The organism is Frankia sp. CeTa3Moorea (genome assembly GCF_978021225.1).
In genome coordinates, this window is the sequence record NZ_CDXDOR010000013.1 from 41438 (window position 1) to 56454 (window position 15017).

At 71.1% G+C, this 15017-nt stretch carries 14 protein-coding genes and 1 tRNA gene; 10 read left to right on the forward strand and 5 right to left on the reverse strand.

Annotated features, from left to right (window positions below):
* Positions 1-19: 19 nt before the first annotated feature.
* The 3 genes from AC08OV_RS04485 (at position 20) to AC08OV_RS04495 (ending at position 2867) form a co-directional block, all read left to right on the forward strand.
* Positions 20-1165, forward strand: coding sequence for a family 43 glycosylhydrolase (locus AC08OV_RS04485; RefSeq protein ID WP_476613657.1), 1146 nt, complete (start codon positions 20-22; stop codon positions 1163-1165).
* A 130-nt stretch (positions 1166-1295) separates the two neighbouring features.
* Positions 1296-1700 carry a VOC family protein gene (locus tag AC08OV_RS04490; RefSeq protein WP_476613656.1) on the forward strand — a complete coding sequence of 135 codons (405 nt, stop codon included), beginning with the start codon at positions 1296-1298 and terminating at the stop codon, positions 1698-1700.
* Positions 1701-1988: 288 nt separating this feature from the next.
* Positions 1989-2867, forward strand: a complete 879-nt coding sequence (locus tag AC08OV_RS04495; RefSeq protein WP_476613655.1) for an acyl-CoA thioesterase — start codon at positions 1989-1991, stop codon at positions 2865-2867.
* Positions 2868-2892: 25 nt separating this feature from the next.
* Here AC08OV_RS04495 and AC08OV_RS04500 read toward each other — a convergent pair whose 3' ends face one another.
* Positions 2893-4488 carry an MFS transporter gene (locus AC08OV_RS04500; protein WP_476619336.1) on the reverse strand — a complete coding sequence of 532 codons (1596 nt, stop codon included), beginning with the start codon at positions 4486-4488 and terminating at the stop codon, positions 2893-2895.
* A 199-nt stretch (positions 4489-4687) separates the two neighbouring features.
* On the opposite strand from AC08OV_RS04500, the gene AC08OV_RS04505 reads away from it, so the two are divergent.
* Both AC08OV_RS04505 and AC08OV_RS04510 read left to right on the forward strand, forming a co-directional pair.
* Positions 4688-5446 carry a TetR/AcrR family transcriptional regulator gene (locus AC08OV_RS04505; RefSeq protein ID WP_476614481.1) on the forward strand — a complete coding sequence of 253 codons (759 nt, stop codon included), beginning with the start codon at positions 4688-4690 and terminating at the stop codon, positions 5444-5446.
* A 220-nt stretch (positions 5447-5666) separates the two neighbouring features.
* The gene (locus tag AC08OV_RS04510; RefSeq protein ID WP_476614482.1) at positions 5667-7817 is read left to right on the forward strand and encodes a hypothetical protein; all 2151 of its coding nucleotides are present in this window, start codon (positions 5667-5669) and stop codon (positions 7815-7817) included.
* Positions 7818-7845: 28 nt separating this feature from the next.
* On the opposite strand, the gene AC08OV_RS04515 is transcribed toward AC08OV_RS04510, so the two are convergent.
* Complete coding sequence (locus AC08OV_RS04515; RefSeq protein WP_476614483.1) at positions 7846-8412, reverse strand: hypothetical protein; 567 nt, start codon at positions 8410-8412, stop codon at positions 7846-7848.
* A 276-nt stretch (positions 8413-8688) separates the two neighbouring features.
* Positions 8689-9180 carry an NUDIX hydrolase gene (locus tag AC08OV_RS04520; protein ID WP_476614484.1) on the reverse strand — a complete coding sequence of 164 codons (492 nt, stop codon included), beginning with the start codon at positions 9178-9180 and terminating at the stop codon, positions 8689-8691.
* A gap of 256 nt (positions 9181-9436) precedes the next feature.
* Between AC08OV_RS04520 and AC08OV_RS04525 the strand changes: the two genes are divergently transcribed.
* The 3 genes from AC08OV_RS04525 (at position 9437) to AC08OV_RS04535 (ending at position 11668) form a co-directional block, all read left to right on the forward strand.
* The gene (locus tag AC08OV_RS04525; RefSeq protein ID WP_462187801.1) at positions 9437-9844 is read left to right on the forward strand and encodes a TOBE domain-containing protein; all 408 of its coding nucleotides are present in this window, start codon (positions 9437-9439) and stop codon (positions 9842-9844) included.
* Between the two features lie 29 nt (positions 9845-9873).
* On the forward strand, positions 9874-10926 hold the full coding sequence (locus tag AC08OV_RS04530) for an ABC transporter permease (protein ID WP_476614489.1): 1053 nt from the start codon (positions 9874-9876) through the stop codon (positions 10924-10926).
* 100 nt (positions 10927-11026) lie between these two features.
* Positions 11027-11668, forward strand: a complete 642-nt coding sequence (locus AC08OV_RS04535) for an ABC transporter ATP-binding protein (RefSeq protein ID WP_476619337.1) — start codon at positions 11027-11029, stop codon at positions 11666-11668.
* Between the two features lie 10 nt (positions 11669-11678).
* On the opposite strand, the gene AC08OV_RS04540 is transcribed toward AC08OV_RS04535, so the two are convergent.
* Together AC08OV_RS04540 and AC08OV_RS04545 are read right to left on the reverse strand one after the other, a co-directional pair.
* Complete coding sequence (locus AC08OV_RS04540) at positions 11679-11891, reverse strand: DUF1918 domain-containing protein (protein WP_476614486.1); 213 nt, start codon at positions 11889-11891, stop codon at positions 11679-11681.
* A gap of 36 nt (positions 11892-11927) precedes the next feature.
* Positions 11928-13256, reverse strand: coding sequence for a phosphoribosyltransferase family protein (locus tag AC08OV_RS04545; protein WP_476614487.1), 1329 nt, complete (start codon positions 13254-13256; stop codon positions 11928-11930).
* Positions 13257-14110: 854 nt separating this feature from the next.
* On the opposite strand from AC08OV_RS04545, the gene AC08OV_RS04550 reads away from it, so the two are divergent.
* Positions 14111-14641: a hypothetical protein gene (locus tag AC08OV_RS04550; protein WP_476614488.1), complete on the forward strand. Its 531-nt coding sequence runs from the start codon at positions 14111-14113 to the stop codon at positions 14639-14641.
* A gap of 84 nt (positions 14642-14725) precedes the next feature.
* Positions 14726-14799 (forward strand) — tRNA-Ala (locus AC08OV_RS04555).
* Positions 14800-15017 lie beyond the last annotated feature (218 nt).

Consider the following 15017-nt stretch of genomic DNA (forward strand, 5'->3'; position numbering starts at 1 on the left):
CGCTGAGGATGGTGGCGGGATGGCCGGAGAGCGAGGCGCCGGGCTCACTCAGGGTCTGATCGACTTCGCTCGGCGCCAGCCCGCGGTGGTCGTTATCATCATCGTCCTAGGCGGGTTGTACCTTGCCAGGTCCGGTCCGGGCCCGGGTTCCCGGGCCGTCCTCGTCCCCGGGATCGAGTTCTCGACCCCGTCTCTGATCACCCACAACCGGACGACCTATGCCTTCGGCGTGGACCCGGACTCCCCCGGCACCGTCGACGTGCTCTCCAGCCGGGACCGCCGGAGCTGGACGATCGAGCCGGCCGCGCTGCACGCCCTGCCGCCCTGGGCCGACCCCGCGGGCGGCCTCGGCCCGGCGGCCGTCGGCGCCTTCGGCCACGGGTTCGTCATGTACTACGCGACGGCCGTGCGTGGCCTCGGCGTCCGCTGTATCTCCGCGGCGACCGCCGACTCCGCCGACGGTCCGTTCGTCGACACCTCTCTCGCGCCCTTCATCTGCCAGACCGCGGACGGCGGCAGCTCGGATCCGAGCCCCTTCGTCGACGAAGCCGGACGCGCTTACCTGGCCTGGGCAAGCCCCGGGGCGGGCGGCGGCTCGGACCGGAACCACGGCGCGCCGCCCACGCTGTGGGCGCAGCGGCTGCGACCCGACGGACTCGTGCTCGCCGGCGAACCCGCCGTCATGCTCCGCCCGAGCCTGTCCTGGCAGCAGGGGCGGATCTCGGCACCATCGATGATCTCAACCCGCGGGCGTCACCATCTGCTCTATTCGGCCGCGTCGCCGCTCGGTGGACGGCAGGTGGTGGCGACCGCGTCGTGCAAGGGGCCGCTCGGGCCCTGCCGGCCGGCGCACGAACCGATGCTGACCGGGGGAAAGGTCGGCTTCGGACCGAGCGGGGCCCATGCCTTCACCGACGCGCGGGACCGCTGGTGGGTGGGGCTGCACAGCTGGGACTCCCGGCCCGACGGCGCCTACCTGCCAATCGGTCGGTTCGTCGTCGCTCCGCTCGACGTCACCCGGGACGCGGTGACGCTGCACGTCGACTCCCTCGTCCGGGGACGGGTGCTTGATCCGGACGAGCATGACCCGTCCCACGAGCACCCATCCCACGAGCACCGCCGGCAGCACGAGGACCGGGTAGACGGCGAGGACCGGGTGGGATAATCAGGTGGTGATGCCGGCTCCCCGCCGTCTTCGCGGACTACGACATTCCGAATCCGAGCATTCCCGGTATCTCCACCGAGGACCACGGGCCCTGGAAGTGCCGACAAAGCGACTTACGGAGAAGATCCATATGCCAGTCGAGCTGAATCATACTATTGTGCATGCCCGGAACAACCGGGAATCGGCCGAGTTTCTAGCGGATATCCTCGGTCTCAAGGTCGGCGCCGCGTGGGGACCGTTCATCCCGGTCGTCACCGCAAACGGTGTCACCTTGGACTTCGCCACCGCACCGGTTGAGTCGATCACTACGCAGCACTATGCGTTCCTGATCTCCGAGGAGGAGTTCGACGCGGCGTTCAAGCGGATCCAACGGGCCGGGATCACCTACTACGCGGATCCGCACCGCAAGCACCCGGGCGAGATCAATCATCATGACGGCGGACGGGGGTTGTACTTCCTGGACCCGGCCGGCCACGGCATGGAGATCATCACCCGCCCCTACGGGGGATTCGAAGCAGATTCCAGAGCAGTCTGAGATCGGTAACAGTCCGAAATCGGCGGACAAACCGATAAGTAGCAACCTTTATCTGCCATACGGACTCAATGGAATGTGACGTGCGCCACTGTGACCAGCGGTCGGCGGCGAATAGGCCGATATTTGCCGCGAGGCTCCGCGTCGGGCGGAGTCATGATCCACGTGTGACAATTCGGCAGAGAGTGCAGCGACCGGTCACGGTCCCCCGACCTGGGCGTCCAGCGCGGGCGTCCGGCGAGGATATCCGCGGCATTCGCACCTGGCGAGCGTCCGCGGGAAGGGTGCACTGTGGGTACACAATCCGCGGAGACGACGGGCGCACGAGCTGGTGAGACCCCCGAGCAACAGGCCGGCGCGCAGGATCGGGCCGATAGGGCGCCGGCGCCCGGCCAGTGCACTCTGAGTGAACTACTGGCAGTTCTCGACCTCGGCGGGGATGTTCCGCCGGTGCCGGCCCGATGCCTGCTCAGCACACACGGCGGCGTCCTCGGGGCGCAGCTGCTCGGCCAGCAGATCGTTCTCGCCGAGCGTATGACCCCCAGTAAGATCACGCACAGCCTGCAGACGGTGTTCATGCGCCCCGGCGACTGCCGCCAACCGGTCTGGATCGACGTCGAGCGGTTGGCCCACGGGCGGTCGATCGACTCCCTGGCCCTGACCTTCCGACAAGACTCGTTGCAGATCTGCCGGGCGGACGTGATGCTCCGCTCCCCAGAGCCGGACTTCCTGCGCCTGCGCTCCACCGAGTCCGACTTCCTCGGCCCGGAGCACGCCAGCCCCCTCGACCGTCCGATGATGCCCTGGGAGGTTCGGGTGCTTCCCCGGGCGGGCACCCATCAGCTGGACCAATGGCAGCGCATCCCCGGGGCGCCGGAGGACCGGTCCCTGTGGAGGGCGTTCATCGCGCACAGCTGCGAGCTGCTGCCGCTGTCCGACCTGCTGGCCGTCACCGGCCTGACCCCCACCAAGCGCCTGGCAGTCGCCGTCCTCTCGCAGAATGTGACCTTCTACGACGACCTGGACGTCCGGGACTGGCACCTGTTCCGGGTGCGTACCCTGCACGCGGGCCACGGCCGGACGATCGGCCGCGTCGAGGTCTTCGGCCCGGACGGGGAGCTACGCGCGGGCAGTGAGCTCGTCGGGCTGCTGCGCAGATCCGCGATCTGATGTCCGCGCGGCTGATGGAGATGGATCAGACCTCCGCGAGTGCCTGGTCCTCGTCGTCCGAGGCCCCGGACGCAGTCTTCTCCGCCGCGCCGAGGGCCGGCTCCGGCTCGGGCCGCCGGACACGGGGCAGCAGCAGCGCGGCCAGGATCCCGGCGGCGAGGACGCAGCCGCCGATGAACAGCCCGAGGGAGTAGCCGGAGGCCAGCGCGTCGAGCCGCGCGGCCCCGTGCCTGAGACGGCCGTCGGTATACCTGGTCGCGATCGTCGACACCGCGGCGAGGCCGATCGCCGCGCCGATCTGGCGGCTGGTGTTGATCAAACCGGACGCGAGGCCCGCCAGGCGCATCGGCACGCCCGCCGTGGCCGCGGCGACCATCGCGACCATGACAGAGCCCACCCCCAACCCGATGATCAGGACCGGGCCGAACACGTGCACCCAGTACGAGCCGTCCCGGGTGATCGTCGACAGCCAGAGCAGACCTGCCGTTCCGCTCATGAGACCGAACACGATGATCGGACGCGGACCGAGCCGCCCGATCATCCGGGTGACGATCCGCGAGGCAACAATGATCATAAGTGGCATCGGGAGCATGGCCACCCCGGCGCGCAGCGGGCTGTAACCCTGAGCCTGCTGGAGGAAGAGGGTGAGGAAAAAGAAGATCGTGAACATCGCGGCGCCGAGGAAGGCGGCGACCGCGTTCGCTGCGGCGAGCCCGGGGTAGCGGAAGATGCTCAGCGGCACCAGCGGGGCGGGGGTCGTGACCTCGACGACCACGAACGCGGCAAGGAGCACTACCGCCCCGGCCAGCATCCCGAGCGTGACCGGGGACGTCCAGGAGGAACTCTCGGTGCGGACGATGCCGTAGACCGACAGCACCAGGCCCCCGGTGACGGTCACCGTGCCGGGAATGTCAAGATCACGCAGCCGGCTCAACTGGCCCCGCGATTCGACAAGCACGAGCCGGGCAGCCACGAGGAGCGCCACCCCGATCGGCACATTGACGAACAGCACCCACCGCCAGTTCGCGACCTCGGTCAGCGCACCGCCGACGATCGCGCCGAGCGCCCCGCCACTGGCCGCGGTGGCGCCCCACGCGCCCAACGCCCGGGTCCGCTCCCGCCCCTCAGCGAAGGAGGTCATCAACAGGGTCAGCGTCGCCGGGGCGAGCACGGCCCCGCCCAGCCCCTGCACGGCCCGGGCGACGATGAGCTGCGCCTCGGTCCGCGCAAAACCACCGCCGAGGCTCGCCAGGGTGAACAGCGCCAGCCCGGCCACGAACACCCGGCGGCGACCGAACAGGTCTGCCGCCCGGCCGCCGAAGAGCAGCAGACCCGCGAACGCGATCGTGTAGGCGTTGACCACCCACTGCAAGCCGCTCGCCGTCATCCCGAGATCGGTCTGCATCGACGGCAGCGCGACGTTCACGATCGAAATGTCCAGAACGACCATGAACTGGGCCAGGCAGCAGACGGCCAGCACGGCCCAGCACGGAATCCCCCGGCCCGGCGGTGCGCCACCTCCCGGCGAGGCGCCCGCCCCGTTACCGGCGGTCCTGCCGACCACGGCACCACCCTCGTCCGAACTGTCCTCGTCCGAACTGCCCTCATCCGAACCTGTCATCACCCGATACCTCCAACCCCAGCCTTCATACAACTCCAGCCTTCGTACACCGTACGAGCAGTGGGCCAACCCTACGCCGTACGATGTACCAACGCCAAAACGGCAGCCTGTGCGTCCTGCCAGGAGGCGTCCTGCCAGGAGGTGAGTGGCGATGGCGGCGCCGCCGAGTGCGGCCCCGGGGCGATCCCAGGGGAAGCCGATGGGACGGGTGTCCACCCCACCGGGATGCCGGACGCCGCTGAGCGGTGAACGGCTGGCCCTGGCCGCGATGGAGATCGCCGACGAGGAGGGGCTCACGGCGGTGTCGATGCGGCGGATCGCCGCACATCTGGGCGTCGGGACGATGACGCTCTACCACCACGTCCGGGACAAGGACGAACTGACCGGCCTGATGTGGGACGCGTTCCTGGCTGGGCATCTGCTGGACGAGGTTCCCGAGGACTGGCGGGACGGCCTCACCCAGATCGCCCGGCGCGCGAGGCGGTCCTTCCAGGAACATCCCTGGGCCCTTCGGATCGGCATCCGCCGGGGTTTCGGTCCCAACAAGCTGCGGCACATCGAGCAGTGCCTGACCGTCGCCTCGAAGATCACCGATGATCCGCAGGACCAGCTGCGCATCATCCACTCGCTTAATGATCTGGTGGTCGGCTGCACGCTGCGCGAACTCGGCGACCGGGAGGATTTCGACCGCCGACGGCCTCCGGCGGCCGACTCCCAGGATCGCCCCGGTGTCCCGATGGCGGGACCGGTTTTCTCCGTCCAGGTCCTTGACGCCCAGGTCCTCAACCACGCGCAGACCACCGAGGACGCGCAGACCGCCGAGAAGGAGTACCCACGGCTGCGCGCCCTCGCCGCCCTCGGCTGCGGATACACGGCGCCGCGCTTCGAGCAGGCGCTGAAATGGCTTCTCGACGGAATCGCCGTCGCGTACGCGCCGGAGCCACCGGCCGACCGATGATCGGTTGGCCGGGAAATAGCCGACCAATGTTCCGCCGACGATGATCACTGTGCTCGCGCCCGGTGCCCGCCGGCGTCCGGCGGATGCCGAATTCGTTGCAGATGCGAAGAAGTGCGAAGAAGGATGCGTAGCGGCCTTCACGGACACGACTGGAGTAGCTACCGTCGGAGCGAATAAACGTCGCTGACCGTCCACGAGCCGCATTCGGGGCATCATCACCATGACCGCTCGGCTACCTCGTCACGTCGCGCCGCTCGCCGTGGGCGAGCCCACCTCACTCGGGCCCTACCAGCTGCTCGGTCGGCTGGACGCCGGCATCACCGGCATCGTCTATCTGAGCCGTGCTGTCGGAGGCGCGCAGGTCGCGATCCGCGCGTTGCACCCGGGCGACGCCCTGCGCGCGGACATGCGGGCCCGGTTCGCGGCGGCGATCGACCGCGCTCGCGTGCTGGCCGGGGCACACACCTGCGGGGTACTCGACGCCGCGCCCGACGCCGAGCGGCCATACGTGGTCACGGAGTTCGTCGGGGGCCCGACTCTGGCCCGCGAGCTCACCGAACGCGGACCGCTGTCCTCGGACGAGATCGACCGCCTCGCCCGGACCCTGTTGGAGACCATCGATGCGGCGCACCGCACGGTCGGCGTACTCGGCGACCTGACAGCAACGGATATCGTGCTCTCCGTTACCGGGCCGCGGCTGGTCGACCTGGGTGTCGCGGCGGCCCTGCGACCACTGCTGCTGTCCCCCGCGGCCGGCTCGGCCGGGGGGACGGCGCCCGGGACGCCGCACGTCGTCGCCGGGCGCTCCGGCCACCTGCGGCCTCCCCCCAACAGCCCCGGCTACGTGCCCGGCTATGGCTACGGCCCCGCGGCGAGTGGCTGGGAGGGCCCCGCCGCCGACATCGTCGCGTGGGCCGGGATCGTCGATCTGGCCGCGACGGGAAAGCCCAGCGGGTCCGTCGAACCCGCGGCCCGAGCCGGGCGACGCCGCGCCGACCGGTCGGAGCACACGGCTCCCATCGGCCAGGGGGTACGGCGGGCGCTCGCCCGTGTGCGACAGGCCGACGGGGCCTCTCTGCCCGACACCGCCGAGCTGCTGGCGCTGCTCTCCGGATCGAAGCCGCAGTCGACCCGAGCGGCGTGGGGCCGTGGCCGGCAGGCCGCCACGGCTCACGGCGGGCGGGCGGGCGCCGCGACGACAGGCGCGGATCCGCGGCCTGAGCCTACCGATCCTCGACCACCGACCCGGACGGCTCCCCTCGGAAGGGCTCCCCTCAGGACGGCCACGGGCGGGCGGCACAGCACCGGTCGGCGGGCACCGAGCCCCACCGGGAGTGTCCCGGACCCGATGGCCGCCCGGGCGCTGCCACCGCTCCCGACACTGCCGCCGCCCCCGACACTGCCGCCACTCCCGGCACTGCCGACACTGCCACCGCCGGAGCTCCCGCCCCCGGACCGCCGTCCGGCCTCCGCTCGTCCGGAGTCCGGACGAGCGGCATCGGTGGGATCCACATCAGCGAGGCGGGCGGCCGAGCCACGGGTAGAACGCCTACCGGTGGACCCGCTCGTTCGCGCTCGCCGGTCCCGGATGCGCCCGGTCGCCGCATTCGCGGTGGCTGCGGTGGCAGCGGTGGCGGCCGCAGCCACCGCCGCGGGGCTCAACTCCTCGCCCGACGACGTGACCACGGGTGCGCGTGCTCCGTTGCACGAGTCACAGCCGGACGACGGCGGCACCGTGGACACTCCGAGCAGCGGCCGGTCCGGATCCCGCGAGGGCCGCCCGGCCGTGCGGGCACCGGCCGCCCCCCGGCCCGCCGCGTCAGGCAGCCCCGCCGTGGAGGAACCCGCCGTGGACGAACCCGGCTCAGGTGGGCCCAGCACCCTCGGCGGCGGATCCGTCCTCGGCCCGACCAAAGAGGAACAGCAGAACGACCTGGCGGCGGAGGACTTCGCCCTGAACACCCTGCGCCTCGCGGCGGGTGGCAGGTCCGCGCCGCCGGGGCGCTCCTCTGGCGGCCCGGTGCCGGCGGCCTCCCCGCCGGCGCACCAGGCGCCGCCCGTTCTCGCCGCCGCCCCGCCGGTGCCGACCAAGCCGTCCGCAGCGGCGGAAGGAGTGGCTGCCGGGCCGATCGAGGCCGGCACCCCGACCACCGGCACCCCGGCCACCGGTGGCCGGACCACCCGCGCGGCAACAACCGCCAGTGGAGCTTCCGTGACGTCCACGGCGACCAAGCCCCCGACCCGGCCGGCAACGACCCGGCCGGCCGCCACCCGGCCACCGGCCACGACGGCTCCGGCTCCGGCTCCGGCTCCGGCCAGGAGGAGTCTCGCCCCGGTGCAGGTGGACGTCGTGACGTTGGCCCCGCGGTAGTCCCCAGCCCCGCGGCGGCCTCTGACGGTTACCGCTGTCGTTCGCCCGAACCGGCGACGGAGGTCACCCCCGCCCGCACGGCACCGTCGGGCCAGATGATCTGGAGGGGTTTGCGTCGCCAGCGCGCGTAGGAGACGACGTCCGCCGTACCCCCGAAGCCACACGCCGGCAGACCGTCCCACACCGCGAGGACCTGGTCGGATGCGTCGACCAGAAGGCGGCTCGCCGACATCAGGCTGGGCAGATCGGGCTTCGCCCGGTCCTGGCTGCGTATCTCGGTGGCGCGGCCGAGCAGCCGATCGTAGTCGCGCCGATGCGCAGCGGGTTGAAAGTCCCGGTAACCGGCCGCGGGTATCATGACAATGAGCCGGCCCCCAAGTTCGAGGACCACGTCGGCGAAGATAGTGTCCGCTCCCTCGGCCAGGCAGCTGATCCCGGTCAGCCCGGCCGCGGCGAGAGGCGCCAGCACCCGGCGCATCTCGCCGGCCGTGTATTCGGCCTGCCCGCCGGAGAGCCCGCGGTGGCCCGTCACCCCGATGACGACCATGCCGGTGTCACCCCGTCCGGCGGTGACAACGGAAACAGCGGTAACCATCGCGCGATGCAGCGCCCGATGCGGACCGCGACGGCCAGGGTCGGCGTCGAGAGAACACCGGGCGAATGTACCCAAGGGATCCAGGGCCAGGGTGGTTCGTCACCGGATCGGGCCTGTCACGGGGCTGTGGCGCGGGTCGCCTGGCTCCTTCATCCGGCCGCATTCCGACCCGCGGGCGTGCGGGCGTGCGGGCATGCGGGCGTGCGGGCATGCGGGCGCTAGAACCTGAAGTCGAGATGAGGTCAACCGTGCGAATGCGAGGATGCGCGCCTACAGTCAGCGGCTGGCCGACTCGTACCAGGCCGGACGGGTGTTGGTGAGCCAGCCGGGGACCAGTCGGCGCAGGTCGGCGGGCCTTAGTTCCAGGTCGAGCAGGCTCCCAAGGGACACCGAGACGATATCGAGATCATTCAGCCTGCTCCCGAAGTCGGCGCCCCACGACCGGTCAGCGGCGAAGACGACGTCGAGCACCCCCATCCGCTCACCGCGTTCGATCGAGATGTTCTGGATACCGCCCACGAACGTCAGGTAGTCCAGTTCGATCCCGGCCTGCTCGTTCAGCAGCCGGCGCAGCGCCGTCTGCACGGTCTCTCCCGGCTCGACCCGGCCTCCTGGCAAGTGGAACGACTTCTGGCCACGCTCGTTGGCGAGCAGCACCCGATCACCCGTCACGAGCAGCGCGCGCGCGTTGATCCGCACGGGGCCGGCGACCGGGTCGCCGTAGGACGTGGTGGCGGTGACGGTCGGTTTGGAAGCGGGCGGTGTCACGGGTGCTCCAGGAGTGGCGAGTCGGGCAGGAATGGCGAGTCGGGCCGAGAGGGGCAACCTCCGCATCGTGCCCCGCCGGACCAGATCGTGATGCGCCAACCGGTCATCCGACCGGCATCGGGTCGGTCGAGGGCACGGTCCCGTCAATCCGACCACCTCGCCGCCCGACCCGCATGAGCGGATATTTTTATGTAATTTCACCGTAATTTCGGATCATGCGTCGCGGCTCTCCCGAAGATGCGGGTACGATCATCCCATGCCGAGATTCCGGATCAGTGAGGCCGCCGCGCTGCTCGGTGTCAGTGACGACACCATCCGCCGGTGGGCGGACAGCGGCCGACTGCCAACCGTCCTAGACGACGCCGGCCGCCGGGCGATCGAAGGCGGCACCCTGGCCGGATTCGCCAAGGATCTGGCGACCGAGCAGACCGCCGCCCAGACGCCGGTCGTCGCCGAATCCGCGCGTAACCGCTTCCCCGGCATTATCACCCGCGTGGTGCGCGACGCGGTGATGGCCCAGGTCGAGATCCAGGCCGGCCCGCATCGCCTGGTCTCGCTCATGAGCAGGGAGGCCGCCGACGAACTCGGGCTGGAAGCCGGCGTCCTCGCGGTCGGCGCGGTGAAGTCGACCAACGTCGTCATCGAGCTACCCGAGCGTCGTTGATCCCGATCAGCGAGAAGGGCCTGCCCGCCGTGTCGGTCCGCGGCGGTTCGCTCCTTCGAAGGGGTCAGCCGGAGCAACAGGCCGTCGGCCCGCACGGCCGGTTCAGCCTGCGCGGTCGGTTCAGCTCGCACGGCCGGTTCAGCTCGCACGGCCGGTTCAGCCTGCGCGATCGGGCACCCCGGCCAGGTGACCCGCGGACCGGCGGACGTCCGCGCCGCGCGGTTCGCCGGGAAACGCGCCGCCGGATGTCCTGGGCGCTGCTGGTGCCGGCCGGGATCGCTGGCCTGTTCCTGCTCCTGCCGCTCGTCGGCCTGCTCGTCCGCGCCCCCTGGTCCGCCCTGCCCGATCTGCTCACCGAGACCGCGGTCCGGCAGGCCCTCCTCCTATCAGTGGAGACGGCCACCGCCACAACCGCGCTGTCGCTGCTGTTCGGTGTCCCCCTGGCCTGGCTGCTGGCCCGCACCCGTTTTCCCGGCCGGTCCCTGTTGCGCGCCCTGGTCACCCTCCCGCTCGTGCTGCCGCCAGTGGTCGGCGGCGTGGCCCTGCTTCTGGTGCTGGGTCGGCGCGGCGTCGTCGGCCAGTACCTCGATGGCTGGTTCGGCATCACCATCCCGTTCACCAGCGTCGGCGTGGTGATCGCGCAGATCTTCGTGGCCATGCCGTTCCTCGTCGTGTCCGTCGAGGGCGCGCTGAACAGCGCCGATCGGCGGTTCGAGGACGCCGCCGCCACCCTCGGTGCCGGGCCGTGGATGACGTTTCGCCGAGTCACCATGCCGATGACGGCGCCGGCGGTGGCCGCCGGCGCGGCGCTGTGCTGGGCTCGCGCCCTCGGCGAGTTCGGGGCCACGATCACGTTTGCCGGCAACTTCCCCGGGACCACCCGGACCACGCCGCTCGCGGTCTACCTGGCGCTGGAGACGGACTCGGACACAGCCATCGCGCTGTCACTCGTACTGCTCGCGGTCTGCGTCGGGGTTCTGGTGGCGCTGCGGGGCCGCTGGTTCCCCGGCGCCCGGCGGATTTTACGCAACCGGGGAACGCGTGACGCCGCCCCGGAGGCGCTCGAGCGGGGCATCCCGTGAACGCGGGGCATATCCCGTGAACACCGTCCCCGGAGATTCGGCGCGGGCGGCGCCCCCCGCCCCCGGCCTGGATCCGGCGTCAGCCGGGCTCAGCGCGCTGATGACAGTGCGACAGGGCCAGTTCGTGCTCGACGTCGAGGTCAGCGTGGCACGGGGGGAGACGGTCGCCGTCCTCGGCCGCAGCGGGGCGGGCAAGAGCACGCTGCTGCGGGCCCTGGCCGGCCTCCTCCCGCTCGACGAGGGCCGGATCACCCTCGGCGGCGAGGTTCTCGACGACCCGGCCGAGCACCGTTTCGTCCCGTCCGAACAGCGGCCGGTCGGCATGGTCTTCCAGGACTACCTGCTGTTCCCACACCTGCGGGCCCGCGACAACATCGCCTTCGGCCTGCGGGCCCGCCTCGGCCAGGGCCGGCGGCACGCCCGGGCGTCCGCGGACACCTGGCTGGAACGGTTCGGGATCGGCCATCTCGGCGACCGGCGACCGGATGCCCTGTCCGGCGGCCAGGGGCAACGGGTGGCGCTCGCGCGGGCGCTGGCGCCGGGGCCCGGACTGCTGCTGCTCGACGAACCGCTCGCCGCGCTCGACACCGCGACCCGCCGCGAGGTCAGGTCCTTCCTGCACAATGTGCTACCGACACTGGCGGCTCCGGTGCTCATCGTCACGCACGATCCCACGGACGCCGAGGTTCTCGCCGACCGCACCCTCGCCCTCGATGCGGGGCGGGTCGTCGACCAGGACTGATCCGGGCTGCTCAGCCGGCCCCGCTGCGTGTCTCCTCGCCGCGGTGACGGATCTCGGCATCCGGATCCGGGTAGACGAAGCTGACGTGCCCCGTGTCGGACCAGCGGACCGCAAACGGCGGATCCCCCGCCGCCGAGCGCACCTCGAAGACCTCGCCGAGTCGGTCCGGCTGCCGGGTGGTGTGACGGTGGACCATCAGAGTGGCGCCCGGGTGGGCACGCATCGCCCGGCGTCGCGCGGAAGTCAGGTCAGTACCCGGTCAGGCGCGACCGGGATGGCCGGCCAACGCCAGGTGATCGACGAACCAGTCACGCGCAAGCGCGGCCGCCTGCTCCAGGGCACCCGGCTCGGCGAACAGGTGCGTGGCGCCCGGAACGATCGCCAGCCGGTTCTCGCAGCCCAGCAGTCGGGCCTGGGCCTGCCGGTTCAGCTCGAGGACCAGATCGTCCCGTGCCCCGACGATGAGCAACGTCGGGGCGCGTACCGCGGTCAGCCGCGCCGCGGCCAAGTCCGGTCGGCCGCCCCGCGACACGACGGCCGCGACGGGGAACCCCCCTTCCGCGGCGGCCCGCAGCGCCGCGGCGGCGCCGGTGCTGGCGCCGAAGTAACCAATGGGGAGGGCAGCCGTCGCCGGTTGGCCGCGCAGCCAACCGGTCACGTCGATCAGCCGCCGGGCAAGCAGCCCGATGTCGAACACGTTCGCCCGGTCACGCTCCTCGTCCGGGGTGAGCAGGTCGAACAACAGGGTCGCGAGCCCCGCGGCATTGAGGTCGCGGGCCACGAACTGGTTACGTGGGCTGTGCCGGCTGCTGCCGCTGCCGTGAGCGAAGACGACCACTCCCCGGGACTGGTCGGGCACGGTGAGCCGACCGGCGAGCCGCACTCGACCGACGGGGATGTCGACCTCGACATCGCCGCCGGACGGGTCGGCTACCGCGCCGCCGACCGGCATCGTCAGCGCGGCCCGGTACAGCAGGTCGACGACCTCCTCGTCCGGTGTCTGGGAGAAGTCGGCGTAGAACTCGCCGATACCGAAGAAGGCGTCGGGCGTCTGGACGCAGACCACCTCGTCTGCCTGCCGGCGCAGCCAGCCAATCCGGTCACGGGGGGCAACGGGGGTCGCCAGCACCACGTGGGTGGCTCCCTGGGCCCGCACGACCTGGCACGCGGCAGAGGCCGTCGAGCCGGTCGCGATCCCGTCGTCCACCACGACCACCGTCCGCCCGGCGAGCGGGATCCTCGGCCGGCCGTTCCGGAACCGCCGGGACCGACGATCAAGCTCCACCAACTCGCGCGCCTGAACCGCGGCGAACTCGTCCGGCCCCACGTTAGCTAGCCGCCGGGCCTCCTCGTTGACGACCCGCATCCCACCCTCGGCGATGGCACCCATCGCGAGCTCAGGCTGGAAGGGGACACCGAGCTTGCGGACGAGGATGACATCCAGCGGGGCCTCCAGCGCCCGCGCCACCTCGAACGCGACGGGAATGCCCCCGCGGGGCAGCCCGACGACAACGACGTCACGGCCGCGTAGGTACGCCAGCCGCTGCCCGAGCTGCCGGCCGGCCTCCTCCCGACTATCGAAGATCACGACAACCTCCTCGTGCCGGCCGGGCGGGCTCCTCGTGCTCGCCGTCCGGACCGGACATCGTCCTGTGGTCGTCGTTCCCCGATTAGTCGCCGGGATACCGACCCACACCGTCCCGGGGCACCTGCCCCGATCCGAGCGATACACGGTCCGCGGCGTGCGGTGTGCGGTGCAAAGATCGTCGAGACGCTCCGGACAGTCGGAATCACCGTGTCCGCATGGTCCTGAACCGATCTCCGGCGGCCACTTGCGCTCCGACGCCCGGCCGGGATGCCGTGCATAATAAAAGTGTGACGCTCCGTTGGCAGCCCGGCTCCGCCCCTCACTGGGCGTGGCGAGAGGTCTGTTGTCCAGGGCGCTGTCGGTGTTGTCCCAGCCCTCGCGTCCACTGAGGCTCGCCGCACGCGCGACGAGCGCACCGGTCCTGTAACTCAGGGACCGTTCTGGGCGCGAGGGGCCTCGGGGCTCGGTGCCAGACCTGCACGAGTGATCTTTTTGCTCCCGGGGTGGAGCAGCTGTCGATCATCCGTATTCCCGGACTCCCGTCCTGCCCCTGGCCGGGTCGTTCACCGGAGTGCTCCGTGCGCGCTCCCGGATGACCGGCTGAGCTGTGCGCTCCGCCGGATGAGCCAGGTCGCGCCGTCTCCGTCTTCTCCCGTCGCACGCCAGCCCGCTACCCGCCCCGGTCACCTGTGGCCGTGCCGCCAGGGTCAGCCGGGCTGGTCCGGCCTTGGCGGCTGGTCCGGTCCCGACCGGCCGATCCCCCGCTGGGGCTTCCCAGACCCGCGCAACTACTACGTAATCATCACGCAATCACTGTGTAGCTATCGAGAACTATCAGGAAGGCAGCGTTCGCTGTGACCTTCGAGTCGTGGATGGCCCGGTTGCGGAGCGAGGGATACCTCGTCTGCCCGGGGAGCTCCCCGGTACCCGTCGAGGTACGAGGCGTTCGTCCCGACGGGGTCGGTCTGCTGTTCCGTTGCCGGGGAACGGCGATCCGGCTCGCCCTGTACCAGCCCGGACGGGCGGTATGGCAGATAGCCGTCCGGGACAAGGCGTGGTGCCCGGAGGAGTCCCTGCAACTGTGGACGCACCACCCGCTCGACACGGCGGATGTTCCGACCGACGCCCGGCTAGCCTTCCCTCGGGGCACCGAGCCGGACCAGGAGCTTGTCATCGACGGCACTCGCGTGTGGGGATGGTGCGGCCATGAGGCGGGGCTGCTCCGGCCAGCCGCCGCAGCCCCCCTGTTCGACCGGTTGATGGCCACCGTCACGCGGTCCGGCCTCGCCCTGTCAGAGCGCATCCAGCCAGATCTCGCCCGGGAGGTCGCCGTGCCGGCCGCCCGGTCGAGGGCTCGGGGCAAGGAGGGCATCAGCATCAGCTGACGGCCGGCCGGAGGCGGCGATCCACCCGAACCGGGGTGGTCGTCACAGGGGCTACGCGGTCCTGTAAGCTTCAGATGCTTCCAGGGGGGTGTAGCTCAGCCTGGTAGAGCGCCTCCCTCGCACGGAGGAGGCCAGGGGTTCGAGTCCCCTCACCTCCACTAGAGTTGCCATGTTCGAACCCCGGTCGACGTTGATCGACTGGGGTTGATCTTTTTCGGTGGGTAGTGGTCCGTGGGGTCGCTGGCTGGGGATGTGTCCTGTGGGCGTGTGGGGGGTTTCGGGTGGGGTGTCGCTGTCGTCGTCTGCCTGGTCGGGTTCTGGCGTGTCTGTGGGGTTCTGGGCGTCACGAAGGCGGGTGTGGGTTGCGTGGGCGAGG

Bases quoted from the DNA above. Each gene is read 5' to 3' on its own strand.
- AC08OV_RS04485 (WP_476613657.1), top strand. From the start codon at position 20: ATGGCCGGAGAGCGAGGCGCCGGGCTCACTCAGGGTCTGATCGACTTC.
- AC08OV_RS04525 (WP_462187801.1), top strand. From the start codon at position 9,437: ATGCCGAGATTCCGGATCAGTGAGGCCGCCGCGCTGCTCGGTGTCAGT.
- AC08OV_RS04500 (WP_476619336.1), bottom strand. From the start codon at position 4,488: ATGACAGGTTCGGATGAGGGCAGTTCGGACGAGGACAGTTCGGACGAG.
- AC08OV_RS04515 (WP_476614483.1), bottom strand. From the start codon at position 8,412: ATGGTTACCGCTGTTTCCGTTGTCACCGCCGGACGGGGTGACACCGGC.
- AC08OV_RS04505 (WP_476614481.1), top strand. From the start codon at position 4,688: ATGGGACGGGTGTCCACCCCACCGGGATGCCGGACGCCGCTGAGCGGT.
- AC08OV_RS04510 (WP_476614482.1), top strand. From the start codon at position 5,667: ATGACCGCTCGGCTACCTCGTCACGTCGCGCCGCTCGCCGTGGGCGAG.
- AC08OV_RS04490 (WP_476613656.1), top strand. From the start codon at position 1,296: ATGCCAGTCGAGCTGAATCATACTATTGTGCATGCCCGGAACAACCGG.
- AC08OV_RS04540 (WP_476614486.1), bottom strand. From the start codon at position 11,891: ATGCGTGCCCACCCGGGCGCCACTCTGATGGTCCACCGTCACACCACC.
- AC08OV_RS04535 (WP_476619337.1), top strand. From the start codon at position 11,027: ATGACAGTGCGACAGGGCCAGTTCGTGCTCGACGTCGAGGTCAGCGTG.